This window comes from Arcobacter pernae, assembly GCF_049472135.1.
Taxonomy (GTDB): Bacteria; Campylobacterota; Campylobacteria; order Campylobacterales; family Arcobacteraceae; genus Arcobacter_B.
In genome coordinates this window covers 1-17,491 of record NZ_JBMOVV010000008.1, presented here as the reverse complement: position 1 = coordinate 17,491, position 17,491 = coordinate 1, and the positions used below count along the sequence as shown (strand labels likewise).

At 26.1% G+C, this 17,491-nt stretch carries 15 protein-coding genes and 2 pseudogenes; 1 reads left to right on the top strand and 16 read right to left on the bottom strand.

Annotation, left to right across the window (positions count from 1 at the left end; genetic code table 11):
• Positions 1 to 7: 7 nt before the first annotated feature.
• The 4 genes from ACH5BF_RS09910 to ACH5BF_RS09895 all read right to left on the bottom strand — a co-directional run bounded on the left by ACH5BF_RS09910 (position 8) and on the right by ACH5BF_RS09895 (position 3,429).
• Positions 8 to 562 carry an adenine phosphoribosyltransferase gene (locus ACH5BF_RS09910; RefSeq protein WP_423274079.1) on the bottom strand — a complete coding sequence of 185 codons (555 nt, stop codon included), beginning with the start codon at positions 560 to 562 and terminating at the stop codon, positions 8 to 10.
• A gap of 95 nt (positions 563 to 657) precedes the next feature.
• The gene (gene galE, locus ACH5BF_RS09905) at positions 658 to 1,674 is read right to left on the bottom strand and encodes a UDP-glucose 4-epimerase GalE (RefSeq protein ID WP_423274078.1); all 1,017 of its coding nucleotides are present in this window, start codon (positions 1,672 to 1,674) and stop codon (positions 658 to 660) included.
• 40 nt (positions 1,675 to 1,714) lie between these two features.
• Positions 1,715 to 2,035, bottom strand: a complete 321-nt coding sequence (locus ACH5BF_RS09900; protein ID WP_490372050.1) for a VanZ family protein — start codon at positions 2,033 to 2,035, stop codon at positions 1,715 to 1,717.
• 122 nt (positions 2,036 to 2,157) lie between these two features.
• Positions 2,158 to 3,429, bottom strand: a complete 1,272-nt coding sequence (locus tag ACH5BF_RS09895) for a nucleotide sugar dehydrogenase (protein WP_423274077.1) — start codon at positions 3,427 to 3,429, stop codon at positions 2,158 to 2,160.
• A gap of 150 nt (positions 3,430 to 3,579) precedes the next feature.
• Between ACH5BF_RS09895 and ACH5BF_RS09890 the strand changes: the two genes are divergently transcribed.
• Positions 3,580 to 4,539 (top strand): sugar transferase, encoded by a 960-nt coding sequence (locus ACH5BF_RS09890; protein WP_423274076.1) that lies wholly within the window; start codon positions 3,580 to 3,582, stop codon positions 4,537 to 4,539.
• 10 nt (positions 4,540 to 4,549) lie between these two features.
• Here the strand turns inward: ACH5BF_RS09890 and ACH5BF_RS09885 are convergent, their stop codons facing one another.
• The 12 genes and pseudogenes from ACH5BF_RS09885 to gmd form a co-directional block, all read right to left on the bottom strand.
• Positions 4,550 to 5,299 carry a glycosyltransferase family 2 protein gene (locus ACH5BF_RS09885; protein ID WP_423274075.1) on the bottom strand — a complete coding sequence of 250 codons (750 nt, stop codon included), beginning with the start codon at positions 5,297 to 5,299 and terminating at the stop codon, positions 4,550 to 4,552.
• The gene (locus ACH5BF_RS09880; protein WP_423274074.1) at positions 5,292 to 6,554 is read right to left on the bottom strand and encodes an adenine nucleotide alpha hydrolase family protein; all 1,263 of its coding nucleotides are present in this window, start codon (positions 6,552 to 6,554) and stop codon (positions 5,292 to 5,294) included. Before ACH5BF_RS09880 ends, ACH5BF_RS09885 begins: the two co-directional genes overlap by 8 nt.
• 2 nt (positions 6,555 to 6,556) lie before the next feature.
• Positions 6,557 to 7,732 carry an O-antigen ligase family protein gene (locus tag ACH5BF_RS09875; RefSeq protein ID WP_423274073.1) on the bottom strand — a complete coding sequence of 392 codons (1,176 nt, stop codon included), beginning with the start codon at positions 7,730 to 7,732 and terminating at the stop codon, positions 6,557 to 6,559.
• A gap of 155 nt (positions 7,733 to 7,887) precedes the next feature.
• On the bottom strand, positions 7,888 to 8,817 hold the full coding sequence (locus tag ACH5BF_RS09870) for a glycosyltransferase family 2 protein (RefSeq protein WP_423274072.1): 930 nt from the start codon (positions 8,815 to 8,817) through the stop codon (positions 7,888 to 7,890).
• A gap of 4 nt (positions 8,818 to 8,821) precedes the next feature.
• The gene (locus tag ACH5BF_RS09865; RefSeq protein ID WP_423274071.1) at positions 8,822 to 9,973 is read right to left on the bottom strand and encodes a glycosyltransferase; all 1,152 of its coding nucleotides are present in this window, start codon (positions 9,971 to 9,973) and stop codon (positions 8,822 to 8,824) included.
• Between the two features lies 1 nt (position 9,974).
• A complete protein-coding gene (locus tag ACH5BF_RS09860; RefSeq protein WP_423274070.1) occupies positions 9,975 to 11,051 on the bottom strand; it encodes a polysaccharide pyruvyl transferase family protein in 1,077 nt (358 codons plus the stop codon).
• Between the two features lies 1 nt (position 11,052).
• Positions 11,053 to 11,226, bottom strand: a pseudogene (locus ACH5BF_RS09855) (DapH/DapD/GlmU-related protein); the annotation flags it as partial.
• A 693-nt stretch (positions 11,227 to 11,919) separates the two neighbouring features.
• Positions 11,920 to 12,870, bottom strand: a pseudogene (locus ACH5BF_RS09850) (Coenzyme F420 hydrogenase/dehydrogenase, beta subunit C-terminal domain); the annotation flags it as partial.
• A gap of 12 nt (positions 12,871 to 12,882) precedes the next feature.
• Entirely contained in the window at positions 12,883 to 13,713 is an 831-nt protein-coding gene (locus tag ACH5BF_RS09845) for an aldo/keto reductase (protein ID WP_423274069.1), read from the bottom strand.
• Positions 13,710 to 15,227, bottom strand: a complete 1,518-nt coding sequence (locus tag ACH5BF_RS09840) for an oligosaccharide flippase family protein (protein WP_423274068.1) — start codon at positions 15,225 to 15,227, stop codon at positions 13,710 to 13,712. Before ACH5BF_RS09840 ends, ACH5BF_RS09845 begins: the two co-directional genes overlap by 4 nt.
• A gap of 2 nt (positions 15,228 to 15,229) precedes the next feature.
• Complete coding sequence (locus tag ACH5BF_RS09835) at positions 15,230 to 16,285, bottom strand: GDP-L-fucose synthase family protein (RefSeq protein ID WP_423274205.1); 1,056 nt, start codon at positions 16,283 to 16,285, stop codon at positions 15,230 to 15,232.
• Positions 16,286 to 16,327: 42 nt separating this feature from the next.
• Positions 16,328 to 17,473 (bottom strand): GDP-mannose 4,6-dehydratase, encoded by a 1,146-nt coding sequence (gene gmd / locus ACH5BF_RS09830; RefSeq protein WP_423274204.1) that lies wholly within the window; start codon positions 17,471 to 17,473, stop codon positions 16,328 to 16,330.
• Positions 17,474 to 17,491 lie beyond the last annotated feature (18 nt).

Sequence of the window (17,491 nt, the reverse complement as noted above, 5' to 3'; positions counted from 1 at the left end):
TCTCTCTTTAAACATCTAGCACTGAATAAACTGGTGCTACTTTTTTTAGTTTTGTTGCTCCATCTAAAATTTGAATGTTCATTAAAAAACACATTTCAACTAAATCAACATTTAATTTATTTATAAGATTAGCAGCTGCATAAGCAGTTCCGCCACTTACAATAATATCATCTATTAAAAGAACTCTTGCATGAGTATCACCTCTAAAGGCATCAAGATGAAGTTCAATTTCATCAAAACCATACTCTAGTTCATACTTTTCACAAACTGTAGTACTTGGTAACTTTCCTTTTTTTCTTACAGGAACAAAACCTATACCTAATCTATCTGCTAAAGCTGCTCCAAAAATAAAACCTCTTGAATCAATACCAGCAATATAATCCAAATTGTAATCTTTATATCTATCTTCTAAGTGTTGCATAAGTAAAGAAAAGGCTTCTTTATTGTTAAGTAGAGTTGTTATATCTTTAAAAATGATACCAGGTTTTGGAAAGTCTTCTATATCTCTAATAGAATCTAATAATAGTCTTTTGTCATCTTCTTTTAGTTTTTTTAAACTCAAAATATTTCCCTTTTTATCTAGATGATATTTTAGGAAATATTTTAGCTAAAAGTTTATTATTGTTTTATAATTGTAGTTTTAAGAGTAAAATTTATTTAACTTTTATACCCATTTGGGTTGTTTGATTGCCAGTTCCATGTATCTAGACACATTTCATCTATACCTTTTTTTGCTTCCCAATCTAAAACTTCTTTTGCATAACTAGGATCAGCAAAACATTTTGCAATATCACCAGCTCTTCTATCTACGATTTTGTAAGATACTTTTTTTCCACTAGCTTTTTCAAAAGCTTTTACCATATCAAGAACACTATAACCATTTCCTGTTCCTAGATTTACAGTAAGTACTTCATTTATACCATCAATTTTTTCCAAAGCTTTTACATGACCTGCTGCTAAATCTACTACATGAATATAGTCTCTAACACCTGTACCATCATGAGTATCATAATCACCACCAAATACACTTAAAAACTCTCTTTTCCCAACTGCAACCTGAGAAACAAATGGCATAAGATTATTTGGTATTCCATTTGGGTCTTCACCAATTGTTCCAGACTCATGAGCACCAACTGGATTGAAATATCTTAAAAGAATTATTTTAAACTCATTATCAGAAATATAAACATCTCTTAATATCTCTTCAATGAAATATTTTGTTCTACCATATGGATTTGTAGTAGCTCCCACTGGAAAGTTTTCTTTGATAGGAGTTATATGTGGGTCACCATAAACTGTTGCAGATGATGAAAATACTATTTTTTTACAGTTATGTTTTTTCATAACTTCAAGTAAAACTAAAGTACCGTTTATATTATTATCATAATATTCTAAAGGATTAGTAACTGATTCGCCCACAGCTTTAAGCCCTGCAAAATGTATAACAGAATCTATCTCATACTTTGAAAAAACCTCATCTAAAGCATCTTTATCTCTAATATCACCTTCTACGAAGTCAATTTCTTTTCCAATAATTTTTTCAACTCTTTTTAAACTCTGCTTTGAAGAGTTACATAAATTGTCAAAAACTACAAAATCAAAACCAGCTTCATGTAAAGAGATACAAGTATGACTTCCTATATATCCTGCTGCACCTGTTACTAATACTTTCAATATTTTTCCTTTAGATTTTTAATTTTAATATTATAATTTATTATTTATTATAGTTGTCTTTTACAAAATTTAAAGTAACATATTTATAAACTATTAAACTAAATAAAAATCCTAAAAACATACCTATAATATCAGCAAAGATATCATAAAAAGAGAATTGTCTATTTGGTATAAAGTATTGAATTATCTCAATAGAAAATGCTATACATAAAAGAAGTAAAATTTTTTTTAAAAAAGATATATTTTTATAAGAGAAATCTAAAAGTATATATAAAGTAAAAAAAGCAATTATATGATTTAATTTATCCCAACTATTTTTAATAGTATCAATTTCGGAAGAAGTAGTTGCTAAATAAAAAATAACAACAATAGAAATAAAAAGAATGGTTTTAATAAAAGTTTTTATGAATTTTTCCTAATTTAAATAATAACTCTTATTATATCATAAAAATTAAAAGTGCAGATGATCTACACTTTTAATTTTTAAAGTTTCCATGTAGCTTCTTTAGCTATACCTTTTACATCTATGATTATCTTTTCATCACTTATTAGTGATTCTAAATCCTCTTGCGTAATCTCTTTAAATTTATCATGTCCTACTGCTATTATAATAGCTTCATACTTTTTATCATTTTTTAATGGATCTTCTATAAAGTTATAATCATAATAAGACTTATCTTTTTCATCTATCCATGGCTCATATATATCAATGTTTGATCCATATTCTTTAAGCTCTTCTATAATATCAACGACTTTTGTATTTCTAATATCTGGGCAGTTCTCTTTAAAAGTAAGACCTAAAATCAAGATATTAGAATCTTTAATTCTTTTACCTTTTTTTATCATAAGCTTAATTGTTTTTTCAGCTATAAACTTACTCATACTATTATTTATTTGTCTTGCACCTAAAATAAGGTTTGGTTTATATCCTAACTCTTCTGCTTTATATGTAAGATAATATGGATCTACACCTATACAGTGCCCTCCAACTAATCCTGGCTTTAGTTTAATAAAATTCCATTTTGTTGCAGCTGCTTCTATAACTTCATTTGTATCTATATTCATAGTATCAAATATTAATGCTAGTTCATTTATAAGTGCTATATTTACATCTCTTTGAGTATTTTCTATTACTTTACTTGCTTCTGCTACTTTAATACTTGAAGCTTTAAAAGTACCTGCTTTAATAATTGAATTATAAAGTTCATCTACTATATCTGCTATTTTTGGTGTTGATCCTGATGTTACTTTTAAAATCTTTGTAACAGTATGTTCTTTGTCACCTGGATTTATTCTCTCAGGTGAGTATCCACAAAAAAAGTCTTCATTGAACTTCAAGTTCGAAGTAACTTCTAGTTGTGGTACACACACTTCTTCTGTAACACCTGGATAAACAGTAGATTCATAAATAACTATATCATCTTTTTTAAGTACTTTCCCTACTGTCTGAGATGATTTAATAAGTGGTGTTAAATCAGGTCTATTTGAGCTATCAATTGGTGTTGGTACTGTTACAATATAAATATTTGCTTCTTTTATATCATCTAAGTTTGTAGTATAAGTGATATTTTCTTCTACATCTTTTAATTGATTTGATTCTAATTCTAATGTGGAGTCAATATTGTTTTTTAGTTCTTCTATTCTATTTTGATTTATATCAAAACCTATAATATTTTCATATTTTGTTGCAAATGCATGAGCTAAAGGAAGTCCTACATATCCTAGCCCTACTATACATATCTTTTTATCTTGCAATTTATTTTCCTTGCTTATTTTAAATAGTGATGTTTGTAATTATGCATGTATTATATCTAGTCTTTTGTAAAAGAGGGGTGAAGTCTTTTAAATTAATTTTTAATATAAAATAACATCAAATAATTTTTTTCAAAACAAATAAAAGATATAATGACAAAAACTTTTATTAACACAAAGGTAAACATGCTTATTCTTGGAAGAAAATATAAATTTACTAAATTCGAAAAACAAAGACTTAAAAATAAAAATATAAAAACAACTATTATCAGATATACAGATAAAGAACCTAATGAAGTTTTAAAAGAGATCAAAGAAACACTAAAAAAAAGAAAATGTAAAACAATAGTACTAAATACAAAAGCTACAGTAGATGATGAAATCATCAAATACCTTACAAACTTACAGTTCACTCAAAATATATCTATGATAACAATAGAAAAGTTCATGGAAAAATATCTAGAAAAGTGCTACATACCAGATGACCATAAAGATTTAGCATACTTAGAAAATATCAAACCTTTTAATACTTTCCAATATATCCAAAAAAGAATCATAGATTATATAGGAGCTATAACACTACTTCTTATCTCATGGCCTATTCTTTTATATGCAAGAAAAAAGATAAAACAACAATCACCAGGGACTAGTATGTTTAAACAACTAAGAGTTGGGAAAAATAACAAAGAGTTTATATGTATCAAGTTCAGATCTATGCGACTAGATGCAGAAAAAAATGGAGCTCAATTTGCAAGTAAAAATGATCCTAGAATCTTTGCATGGGGTGAGACTATGAGAAAAACAAGAATAGATGAAGTACCACAAATACTAAATGTACTAAAAGGTGAGATGCATTTCATAGGACCAAGACCAGAGAGAAAATACTGGATAGAACAATTTGAGAAAGAAATACCATATTACAATGAAAGACATCTAATAAGACCAGGTATCACAGGATGGGCACAAGTGATGTACCCATATGGTGCAAATGCCCAAGATGCCAAGCAAAAACTTATGTATGATTTATACTATATCAAATACTGGAATGCTTGGCTTGAACTGAAAGTAGTTTGGAAAACTATTTTAATTGTATTAAGGAAGAAAGGGGTTTAATTTCTTTCTTTTATCTTTTTAAGAGTTTAATTAAAATATTCCAACATAAATAATAAAATGCTTTAATAAAAGAAAAACCCTCATGCTCTTTAAATAGCAAATAGTTATATTTTAAAAGTTTAATTTTATTACTTGATACAGAATTTGTCATTAATCTGTATGTAGCTAAAGGTTCAGCAAAACCATAAGCAAAATCTGTTCGTTTTAATATTCTAAGCCACAATCCATAATCTTGTCTTTTTTTTATTAAAGGCATATATATTTTTCCTACTTTTTTTGTATCATAAATAGCAGTAAGACAACCTATACAATTTGTTTTTAATAAATCTGTATATGAAAGTTTTAAAGGAGGAATAATAACTTTTTCCGACAATTCACCTTCCTCAGACATTGTTTTATAAGAGCTATAAGATAATGCACAATCTTTTTCTTTCATAAACTTTATCTGTTTCTCAAGTTTTTCTAGTTCCCATAAATCATCAGCATCTAAAAAAGCTATATATCTTCCTTTACTTTCCTCAATTGCCCTGTTTCTAGCTACCGCAGGTCCACTATTAACCTCTAAATGAATAAGCTTAATACGTCTATCCTTTTCACAGTAATCTTCAATAATTTTATTTGCATCATCAGGAGAGACATCATCGACAATAATCATCTCCCAATTTTGATAAGTTTGATTCAAAACAGAATTAATTGTTAATGATATAAAACTTGACGAATTATACGATGGTGTTATAATTGAAATAAGATCTTTATCCATTCAAAATTTCCTTTATTTCATTTTCTGTCATATTTTCTTTAACAGCACAATATAAGTAAAAATTTAATAACTCTAAATAAGCTCTTTTCTTCACTTTTGTACTTAATACTTTGTTGAATGTAATTCTATCAATTAGAACCATAGGTATTTCTTTGGTTAAAAATTTTTTTAAAAATTCTTCATCCAAATCTAAAAATAAATCAACACCTCTTTTATCTTGATTCCATGAAATTTTATTCTTTAAAAGTTTACGTAAAGGTACTTTATTTACTAGTTCTTCAAAATTTAATTTTTCATCTACAGGTATATTAAAACAATAGTTAGATAGTTCATTATCTAACCATGGAAATACTGCATTTGTAAATAAATAATTTGCAGCAGTTTCTGTTTTTCCCATCATACATTGTCTATCTAAATATTTACCTCTAGAAAATGCTCTTAAGTCTAAAAAGTGCTCTTTATCTAAAGATGCTTTAATACCTTTAAAATATTTATTTAAATCGTAAGCATACGGAAAACTAAAAAAACAAGATAATGTTGAAAGTAAACCATGTGATTCAATTGGAGATCTAATATACCATTTGTATGATTTAAAATTACTTGGCAAAATTTTCCATAAATTTATTTTTGAGAACTTAAAAGACTGAAGCTGTTCTTTACTTGGCATATGACCTAAATATTCATCATTACCCATTCCATCATAAACTTCATAATCAGAACTTGACAATTTATATTTTTCAAAAAATAATTTCAAACCAAAAAGAAAAAATATATATCCTTGGTCAAGTACAGGATTATTCATACTTTTAAAAGACTTTTTAAACTCTCCCATGTCAAGACTTTGAATAATTTCATTTACTGTAATAAAATGAGCATTATGTCCTAATTTAGTAGTCACTTTAGTTAAATAACTCTTCATTTCATTATCATCATTTTTCAAAAAAGTTATTGTATCACAGCTAATATTTAATTCATTAAACGCAATTGCTAAACATAAAGAGTCTTTGCCATCACTCAAAAGTAATAATGGTTTCTTTTTAGGATTTGATTTATTTAAAATTGATTCCTTTATATATTTTAATAGTTCATCGGAAGAAAACTTAGTAATATTATCAGTTTTTTTTTCTGTATGTTTAAAAATATAATTTTTATAATCATCCATACCCGTTTTCATAATATCTTTTATGATTTTTTCCGAAATAGTCTCTGGACAAACCATATGTTTACCATAAGTAGAAATAACTTTTTTTTCCATATTTACTCCTTAATGTTTTTAATTTTAGTATAATTTAACTGAAGAGTTATAAATATTATTATAAAAAAATAATTCAAATAAATTATAGAATCATTTTGAATAATAAGAACTAGGGACAAAGAAAATAAAACTGATAGGACTATTTTTGTTTTACTATTTAATAACAGAATTTTAAGATATAAATATAAATTAAAAAACATAAATAATAAAAAAGATACTATACCTAGCTCTGAATAAATTTTTGAATATAATGACTTTGGTGTAATGTAACTTTCACCACTCACAGCTGCATAAACACTTTCATAGTTAAGTGAAAATGAAAAATATTCATTAATATAATAAGGATATATATATCTATATCCATCTAACCCTGTACCCAAGTAAAAGGTATATTCTCCTGACATAAAACCAATTATTGGATTCATAAGTCTTTGAAAAGCAGATCCATCAGATTGAACTACTGTGCTTAATGTTTTTAAATCTAAATTGGTAAGTATTTTTAAAACAATATCAATTTTATTTAAAGTATAGTCATCCAAAAAGTTATTCATCAAAACCCAAATTAATATAAGTAATAAACTTATAAAAGAAAGTATTCTTAAATTAAATATTAACTTTGGTTTAAACAAAACTATATATACAATAAAAAATAAAAATATTGTAACATATCCAAATGTTGAACCACTAACAAGTAAAAAAAAGATTATTAAAAAAATAACAATTTTTCTATATTTGCCATAGTAATAAAAGTAAATAAAAACCCCTAAAAATAGGATATTTCTAACCATCATTGATGGTTCACCAGATACCATTTGAATTCTATTTACAGTTCTATAAGAAAAAAGTAATGTAATCTGTTCAGATACCCCCTTAGGAACAAGTCCTAATTTCATAAAAAATTGTATAAAACCTATTATTACCATAAATACAAAAGAATAAAAAGCCCACTTACCAATTTTTTCACAAAAATCATCTTTATTTATAAAAAAATTATGACTTATAGCCTTATAGTATACAGATAACATTATTATAAATAGTGTTGTAGTTATTATTGTTTTTTTAATGTGGGATAAGTTATCAAAGAAAATACTACTCATCATTATAGAATATAATATAATAAAAATACTTGCAAATATTGTTAATATTGTAAATCTATTTAATCTTCCAAAAGAAATCATTATCATGAATCCAAGAATCAAAGGAAAAAATGAAATTGGTCTATAAATTGAATCCGTAGGGAATAAAGGAAAACTATCAAAAGGAATTAAAAATATTGAAATAAAAAAAAGCTTAGTAATAAGCTCATTCCTATTTATTTTAAAAAGGTTCTGCATCACTTTTTAACCATATATTTAACATAAAACTTTAAATATTTATCATATCCTAGTATTTTTTGCAAAATAAATTTAATAGTGTGTAAAATAATTGGTTTAAAATATTTTCCATTTAATTTTATACTATCTTTTACAATTTGTTTATAAGTTTTGTATGAAGAATAGTAATTTGACTTACCACCTAATTCAAAATTTGACACAATTAAATCAACTTCATGATAAGAGTTTTTAAAAGCTTCTCTAAGATACACAGTATCAGCAAAAATTTTATATTCTAAATTATATTTCATTGTTTTATAAATATTTTTATTTATAAATATTGCTTGATGGTTAGGCATATTTGTATAATACCAGTCTTTATTTTCAGTATTAAAGTCTTTAAACCTTAAAACTTGATTCTCTTTATAATAACTAATTGACTTACCAAAAACTATATTTTCTTTAATTCTTTTTTCAAATATTTTTTTTAAGACATCATTAGAATAAAAAGAATCTCCCGCATTCATAAAATTAATCCAGTCACCAGTAGCAAGAGAAATTCCTTTATTCATAGCATCGTATATACCATTATCCTTTTCACTAATACAGTAATCAATTTGATTATTATATTTTTTAACTATATCAATTGTTCTATCTGAACTATTACCATCAACAATAATTAATTCAATATTATCATAAGTTTGCTCTAAAATATTTTTAATTGTTCCTTCAAGTATATCTTCACCATTATAAACAACCGTTATAATTGAGATAAGAGGTTTTACCTCTTCTGTACTTTTAAAAACACCTTGATTTCTTAAACCATAACTACATAATTTATCATTTTCACTTTTCCAAAACAAAGTAGTCTCAGAAGAATTTACTTCAGGTTTATTCTCTTTTAATAATCTATTTGTACTATATCTATCTGAAATTTCTAAACTATTCAATAACTCAACCTTTATATTTTAACATATTAATAATATTCTCTATTTTTTTTCTATTACTTAAGAGTGAATATTTACCTAAAAAAACATCATAAGCTTCATTTAATTTTTGATTTTCAGATTCATAAGACTTCAAAATATTAAGCAGATTGTTTTTAAAATCTATCTCATTATCTGCTATGCTAATAGCATTTTCATGTTCAATTCCTTCTGCACCTTGAGAAGTACTTACAATTGGTGTTTGTAAAGCCATTGCCTCTAAACATTTTAATCTTGTACCACTTCCATGTAAAAGAGGAATTATAGATATTTTAGATTTAGCAATATATTTATTGATATCATCTACCATTCCTACTTCTTCTATTGATTCAAAATTTTCTATATTTAATTTAGATAAAATACCTTTTGAACCTTTTCCTACTATTTTTAAAGTCGTTTTTGATGCAAGTTCTTCATCCCATATATTTTCTAAAAACCATTTTAATCCATGAAAGTTTTGATACGCATTAAAATTCCCTGTCATAACAATATAATTTTCTCGACTAAGATTATCATTTAAATATAAACTTTCATCAAGAAAATTAGGTATTACTTCAATTCTACTTCTCTCTACAAAGCTTTCATGATACTCTTTATCAGGATTAGAAACAACTAAAAGTTTATCTGCATTTGGAAAGTACAATCTTTCATGAATAAATTGTAAATAATAATTAATATTTTTAACAAGATTAGATACTAAAGTATTTTTATCTTCTTGTTTAGTTAAATTTGCTTGAGCATTATGAGTCCCATAGATAACAGGTATATTTTTATTTTTAAAATATTTTATAAATGAACCTAAAAATAGATAATCAATTATTACTAAATCAAAAGAATCACTCAAATCATCAATAATCGATTTAATTTGTTCATCCATTCTAAAATAATTCATTGCCGTATTAAACTTACTACTTTTATTTCTTTTAAAAGTTTTAAAATTAATTGAAGATAATTTGTATTTGTTTACATAAGAGTCAAAATCAATTGAATCGTTATTTGAAACAATTGCTGTAATATCATTGGCTTCATTTACTAATGATTTTAAAAGACCATATGTTCTTATTTTTTCACCCCCATTAATTGGAAATAGAGATATTTCTGTTATATATAAAATTTTCATGCTATAAACTATCCTTGGAATTTAAATTATTTAAAAGAAAATCAATTGACTTTTCTTTATTTTGGGCCAATAAACTATTAACCTTTACCCAATCAATTTCATTATTTAAAAGATTAGCAGAGATATCATCAAATGAATATATTAATCTTTCTTCTAAGTTAAAAAGTTTTAAAATAGAATGAAATCTTGTCATCCCTCTTTTGCTATTACCATAAACAATAAAAGGTTTATTAAATAAAATTGAAAATACACAGCCATGAAAAGAGTCTGTAACAATAAATTTTGAATATGCAAAATTTTTCAACCATTCTGTTATAGAGGGATAAGACTTATCTTTATCAGATTCTAATTTAATACTTGAAATATCAAACTTTAATTGTTGAGATACAAAGTTAACACTTTTTATCTTATCATTATTCACATCTAGTATATAAGTAAATAATTCTATTTTAGGTATAACTTCATTTTCTTCATTGATTATTTTAATATAGTCAGAAGGATTTAATAAAAGAGTTGGATCAAGTACATGTTCTGCATCAATATCAAAATATTTTTTACAAAGATTTACTGCACTTTCCTCTCTTACTGAAACTGCTCTAAATTTTTTAATTTGTTCTTTATATTTAATAGTATCACTATCAGAATACAGCCACTCATCCACTCCAAAAGAAGGAGCATAAGACAATAATATAGCATTTTCTTTTTTTACAAAATCAAAAAAAGCAAAATCTATATATTTATACATATCTGGACGCCACACTTGATCACTACCTACAATATATGCACCATAATCGTTAACTATTTCCAAAAATTTATTTTTATTATAAATAGGTTTTGTTTTTGGTTCAATATATTTATCAATAAAATATCTAATATTTTTTTCTTTTTTCTTTTTAATAAAATTTTTTACAATTCTTTTTAATGAAGACAAAAATAATGAATCCGAAGAATTAAAATCATGAACATATAATAATTCAGGTTCATACCCAAGCTTTTTTAATGATGTCATTAAAGCATATGATTGAAGTAATCCTCCGTAATTATTATTAAAAACCATTGTTAAAATAGCAATCTTCATATTAAACACTCCATTTTACATTTTCTTTTATAACTTTAGCAGGGCTACCAGCAACTATGGTATTGGGTTCTACATCTTTAGTTACAATAGAGCCTGCTGCAATAATTGCTCCAGAACCTATTGTTACACCTTTTAGAATCATAGCTTTATTCCCTATCCAAACATTATCTCCTATATTTATAGGTTTAGATATCTCATAACCTGGAATTTCAATAGTATGTCCATCATAATCTCTAATTACAACATCTCTAGCAATAGTACAGTTTTTACCAATTTCAATTTTTGAAGCACACGTAATATCAACACCTTCATTAATAAAACCACCATTAAGAATTAAGTGTCCATTCTTTATTATTCTAATATACCCTCCAGCATACATTTTAAAAGAACCTTTTACTTCTAATAAAGAATTTTTTTCTAATAAAAGTCTTGTTTCCAAATTAGATGCTAACACTTGCTTAACACCCATAAAAAATTTACCTTGTAAATTAATCTTTGAATTATATTCCAGCTGTATTTTACTATTTCTAAAAGGAATAAAAGCTATCTTAGATTTCTTAGTTATCTTGTTTTCTAGAAAATTATATTTATATAGTTTATACATATTAAATGGAGAATAACCTATATCACTTACTAAAGAAAGACCCTTTTTCAATTTGTTAAATTTTCTTTTGAATTTATTTTTTAATGTTGGCATAGGGAAATATTTATCTGCAACAATATCAAAAGAATAATTATCCAAATCTCTATAAAAAGACTCCCTTTGTTCTTTATTAACAGTATTTAATGCGTCCTCGTATAAAGCAGGGTTACCAGGTTCTGCATCTTTGAGTGTAAATTTTTTTGATACTATTGAGTCACCTAAAGATTCATAATATTCTTTACCTTTTTCTGAATTTACCATAATTAGAGATGTACCCAAATCTTGATCCATAGATTTATCTATATTTTCAATTCCCCAAAAATCAGCTAATGTTATATCTGCAGGCCGAGGGAATCCTCTAAATTGACAATTAAAACAAGCTTCCATAGTAAAAAGTTCTGTTCCTAAATAACCAACAAAAAATGGATCATGGTATCTATCTGCAACATATGATTCACCATTTTCAAAATCAACTCTCATTGAGAACTTATGCCAACCTGTTGTTTTGTCTTTAGCCTTTATTTTCTTTACTTTTGATTTATACTTACGCTCAAGCCATTCTATATATTTTTGAAATACTTTTGTTGAATTTACTGATTTACATATAAAATCACATGTAATTAAATTTTCATGATCTTTTTTAAGATAGGTATATAAACCTGATATTTGACATGGTGCACCACAAACTAAAACTTTGTTACCCTCTTTTAATTGTTTTTTTACTTCAGGAAAAAGTTCATCTGTTAAACTAAATGTATATTTAGAACTTCTGATCTCATTTAACTTATTTCTATCATTTGTTAATATATGAGAAACGCTATTATCTTCATTATAAACTGCTCCACCAACATACCCATTCTTATCAAACATTTTAAAAGCTAACTCAGAAAAAACACCACCGGATGTACTATCTAGTCTAACTTCATGATTTTTGCTATATGAAGCATAAACTAAAGGGGTTTCAAATCTTTCAGGTTTTTTTTGTTTAAATGTCAATTCTGGAATATATGGGCAAACTTTTTCACACTTATCACAATCTACACAGGTATTAAGGTTTACACTTGGATAAAAGAAGCCTTTTTCATCTTTGCCCATTGTTATACACTCATCGATTGGACAACTCACAGTACATGTATTACATCCATTACAAAGTGCTTTATCTGTTATATTTATCATTTATATTCCTATTTAAACTTTAAAATAATCTACTGTATCGGGATTATACCTAACTCTATAATCTTCATTAATAGCATCAATCTTTTTAATTTCTTCTTTTGTTAATTCAAAATCAAAAACATCTAAATTTTCTTTTATTCTATCTTTATTCCCTGATTTAGGAATAGTAATAATTTCATTTTGTATATCCCATCTTAATATAATTTGAGGTACAGTTTTATTATATTTTTTTGCTAATTCCATTAATACGGAATGACTAATAAGTTTAGAATCCATTCTAGCTACGGGGGAATATGCTTGAACTTGAATCCCTTTACTTTTACAATATAACCTTAAAGACTCTTGTGATAAAAGAGGATGTAATTCTATTTGATTAATAGCGGGAATGATTTCCGCAACTTCCAATAACTTTTCTAGATGATGAACATGAAAATTACATACACCAATTGCCTTAACTAATCCTTCCTTATAAAGCTTCTCCATTTCTTTCCATGAATCAAGATATGTATCAGGATTAGGCCAATGCATAAGATATAAATCCAGCTGTTTAACTTTAAGTTTTTTCATCGAAGTTAAAAGTGCTTTTCTTATATCTCCTTTTCGTTGACTTGTGTTACTTAACTTTGAAGTAATAAAAATATCTCTCGTTCCATAGAGTTCTAAAAGCTTTAAAGATAAACCAAGCCACCATTCATTACCATAAGCTGAACTAGTATCAAAACTTTTACATCCAAATTTATTTGCATTTAGTATTGTTTTTAATAAAGCAATTCTATTTAAAGGATAAGTACCTAATCCAATTATTGGCATTTTCAAATTATTATTTAATGTTATATATTTCATTTATTACCTTTTTTTAATTTTATCAAACTTATTAACTTTTCTCTTTGTTCACTACTAATATCAATAAATAATACTGTTAAAGAAACTAAAATAATACATGCTAATAAATTTATTATAAATTGAAGATGGAAACATGTAAGAAGATACACTCCAACTACTACAACTACCAATACTTTAATAATGGGGAATAAAAAATCACTCCAATATTCTTTATAAGAAATTCCTGCTAATTTTTTTAATAAATAAACTTTTATTACAAAAGAAACTATTATTGCTGCAGTAATCTGTATATAATAAATTATTAGAGGTTCAAGTTTTAAGTAATAAACAATCATATATGAAACGGGTAAAACAAAAAGATAAACACCACCTGATAAAAGTTGATTTTCTTTAACCTTACCTATAGCCTGAAATACAATTCCAAAAGATAAATCAAAAGATTGGATAAGCGAAAATATCAAAATTAATTTACAAAATTCAACAGTCCATAATGGAATTTCAGTAAGCCAAAGTTCCAAAATTGTTTCTATTTCTAAATATAATGGCAAAATTAAAATAAGAGCTAAATAAAAAGTATATCGAGCCCCTAACAGTGTTAAGTTTTTCATACCTTTAATATTATTACTACTATACATTTTTATAATCTGAGGATTTATAGCTGTTCTAAAACTATTTATAAGAGAAACTATTGCCATATTTACTTGCATTGATATACTTCTAGAAGCATTAACTACTGGACCAAAAAATATATTTAACATAATATTTATACCGTGATTCATAAGTACCCATGCTACACCACCAAATACATTCCAACTACTAAATGAAATCATTTCTTTAATAAGTTTTTTATCCCAAATAAAAAAAAGTTTTGACTCATCATTATAATGTTTTTTTATATAGTAGAAATAGAAAAGAAATATTAATAAAACAACAAAAAAGTTTAATACAGCATAAATAATTAATTTATCAAAACTAATCAATAATAGTAAAAATACAACAGATAACTTTAATAATGCTTCAAGTATACTCACATAAGCAAAAAAGCTCATTCTCTCATGTGCAATAATCAATGCATCATAAGGTACTTTTATAACATTTATAATTATACTTAATACTGCAAATTGAAGTACCCAAAAAGTAGCATCCATTCTATCTATTGGTATATTAAGTTTATTATTTAAAAACCACACACCAAATACTTCTAAAAAAATCCCTAGAAACAATGCAAGTAATGTATGTATTATCATAGAAGTAGAAAAGACTTTCCTTAAATTACTATTTTTCCTTTTACCAAGTTCAAAAGTAATATATCTTTGTGTTGCCAAAGTCAAACTTGTATTAAAAAAACTTAAAATAAGAACTATACTTCCAACAACATTAAAAAGCCCAAAATCTTCAGCTCCAAGTGCTTCTAGAACAACTCTTATAGTATAAAAACTTACTCCCATAATTAAAATCATACGAAAGTATAAAAATACTGTGTTTTTAGCAATCCTTTTATAATTATTAATCATATTTAAATATTTTTCAAAGATAAATACCAATTAAACATAGTCTTAATACCATCCTCAAGCTCAACCTTATGTTTCCATCCAAGAGAATGAAGTTTACTAGGATCAGTTAACTTAACCATCGTTCCATCTGGTTTTTCTGTATTAAATACTAAGTCACCCTTAAATCCAATAATATCTTGAATTAAAGTTGCTAACTCTTTTATAGATATATCTACACCTGTTCCTATATTTATATGTGTATTTCTTACTTCTTTTTGATTTTTATCATAAGTATCTGTAAAATCTCTATTCTCTAGTAAAAATACACAAGCATCTGCCATATCTTCTGAATATAAAAACTCTCTTCTTGGTTTCCCTGTTCCCCATATCTCTACTGAGTCTTTATTCACACCAAATTTTTCAAGGTAATTGTTAGCTTCTTCTAAAGAATTCATATTTAAATCATCTAATACAGCTTGTGTATTTCCTTCATTTAAAAGTTTTGCTAAGTATATCTTTCTAATTAGTGCTGGAAGTACATGTGATTTCTCTAAATCAAAGTTATCATTTGGTCCATATAGATTCGTTGGCATTACAGATATAAAGTTTGTTCCATATTGTAAGTTATATGATTCACACATTTTTATACCAGCTATTTTTGCTATTGCATATGGTTCATTTGTATATTCTAGTGGACTTGTTAATAAACAATCCTCTGGCATTGGTTGAGGAGCCTCTTTTGGATAAATACAAGTTGATCCTAAGAATAGAAGTTTTTTTACTTTATGTACATATGATTGGTGTATTACATTATTTTGAATAGCAAGATTTTCATATATAAAATCTGCTCTATATGTATTATTTGCAACTATTCCACCAACTTTTGCAGCAGCAAGAATTACATACTCTGGCTTTTCTAGACTAAAAAACTCTTCTACTGCATTTTGATCTGTTAAGTCTAGTTCTTTATGTGTTCTATAAATAATATTTGTATAACCTTTTGATTGAAGGTTTTTAACTATTGCAGAACCTACTAAACCTCTATGTCCTGCTACATATATTTTTGAATTTTTATTTATTATATTTGACATATTTAAATATACTTTATATTAATTTTATTACTATTCAAAGTAACTCATAATTTTATAACCACCATCTTTTAGATATTGGTCTTTTGTCATAAGTTTTATATCACTTTGCATCATATCTTCAACTAAGTCTTGAAGATTATACTCTCTATTCCATCCAAGCTTCTTCTCTGCTTTTGAAGGATCACCTAATAGTAAATCAACTTCTGTTGGTCTAAAGTATCTTGGGTCTACACAAACAACTGTTTGGTTAAGTTTTAAATGAGATAAATCAATACCCGATACTTTTGCTTTTTCTTCATCAAAACTATCTATAATACCAATTTCATCAACACCTTCATTTTCAAATCTTAAATTAATACCTGCATAAGCAAAAGCAAACTTAACAAAGTCTCTTACTGTTGTAGTTTGTCCTGTAGCAATAACCCAATCTTCTGGTTCATCTGCTTGTAAAATCATCCACATCATTCGAACATAATCTTTTGCATGTCCCCAATCTCTTTTTGCATCTAAATTACCTAAATATAATTTATCTTGTAAATTTAGTGCTATTTTAGAAGCTGCTCTTGTAATTTTTCTTGTTACGAAAGTCTCACCTCTAACAGGAGATTCATGATTAAATAAAATACCATTACACGCATACATTCCATATGCTTCTCTATAATTTACTGTAATCCAGTAAGCGTACATTTTTGCAACTGCATAAGGAGATCTTGGATAAAAAGGAGTTGTTTCACTTTGAGGTGTTTCTTGAACTTTTCCATATAATTCTGAAGTAGAAGCTTGATAAATCTTTGTTTTTTTCTCTAAACCTAGTAGTTTCACTGCTTCTAAAATTCTTAATGTTCCTGTACCATCAGCGTTTGCTACATATTCAGGTGTTTCAAAAGAAACTGCAACATGGCTCATTGCAGCTAAATTATAAATTTCATCTGGTTGACACTCAGCAATAATTCTTGTTAAATTCATAGAATCTGTCATATCACCATAATGTAATATTAGGTTTCTATTTTCTACATGAGGATCTTGGTATAAGTGATCTATTCTATCTGTATTAAATAAAGAAGACCTTCTTTTTATACCATGTACGATATATCCTTTTTTTAGTAAAAATTCTGCAAGATATGATCCATCTTGTCCTGTGATTCCTGTTATTAATGCTACTTTTTGCTCTGCCATTCTTATTATTTTCCCTTT

Coding starts and splice junctions, on each gene's coding strand:
- ACH5BF_RS09890 (WP_423274076.1), top strand. CDS start 3,580: ATGACAAAAACTTTTATTAACACAAAGGTAAACATGCTTATTCTTGGA.
- ACH5BF_RS09885 (WP_423274075.1), bottom strand. CDS start 5,299: ATGGATAAAGATCTTATTTCAATTATAACACCATCGTATAATTCGTCA.
- ACH5BF_RS09880 (WP_423274074.1), bottom strand. CDS start 6,554: ATGGAAAAAAAAGTTATTTCTACTTATGGTAAACATATGGTTTGTCCA.
- ACH5BF_RS09875 (WP_423274073.1), bottom strand. CDS start 7,732: ATGATTTCTTTTGGAAGATTAAATAGATTTACAATATTAACAATATTT.
- ACH5BF_RS09865 (WP_423274071.1), bottom strand. CDS start 9,973: ATGAAAATTTTATATATAACAGAAATATCTCTATTTCCAATTAATGGG.
- ACH5BF_RS09860 (WP_423274070.1), bottom strand. CDS start 11,051: ATGAAGATTGCTATTTTAACAATGGTTTTTAATAATAATTACGGAGGA.
- ACH5BF_RS09845 (WP_423274069.1), bottom strand. CDS start 13,713: ATGAAATATATAACATTAAATAATAATTTGAAAATGCCAATAATTGGA.
- ACH5BF_RS09840 (WP_423274068.1), bottom strand. CDS start 15,227: ATGATTAATAATTATAAAAGGATTGCTAAAAACACAGTATTTTTATAC.
- gmd (WP_423274204.1), bottom strand. CDS start 17,473: ATGGCAGAGCAAAAAGTAGCATTAATAACAGGAATCACAGGACAAGAT.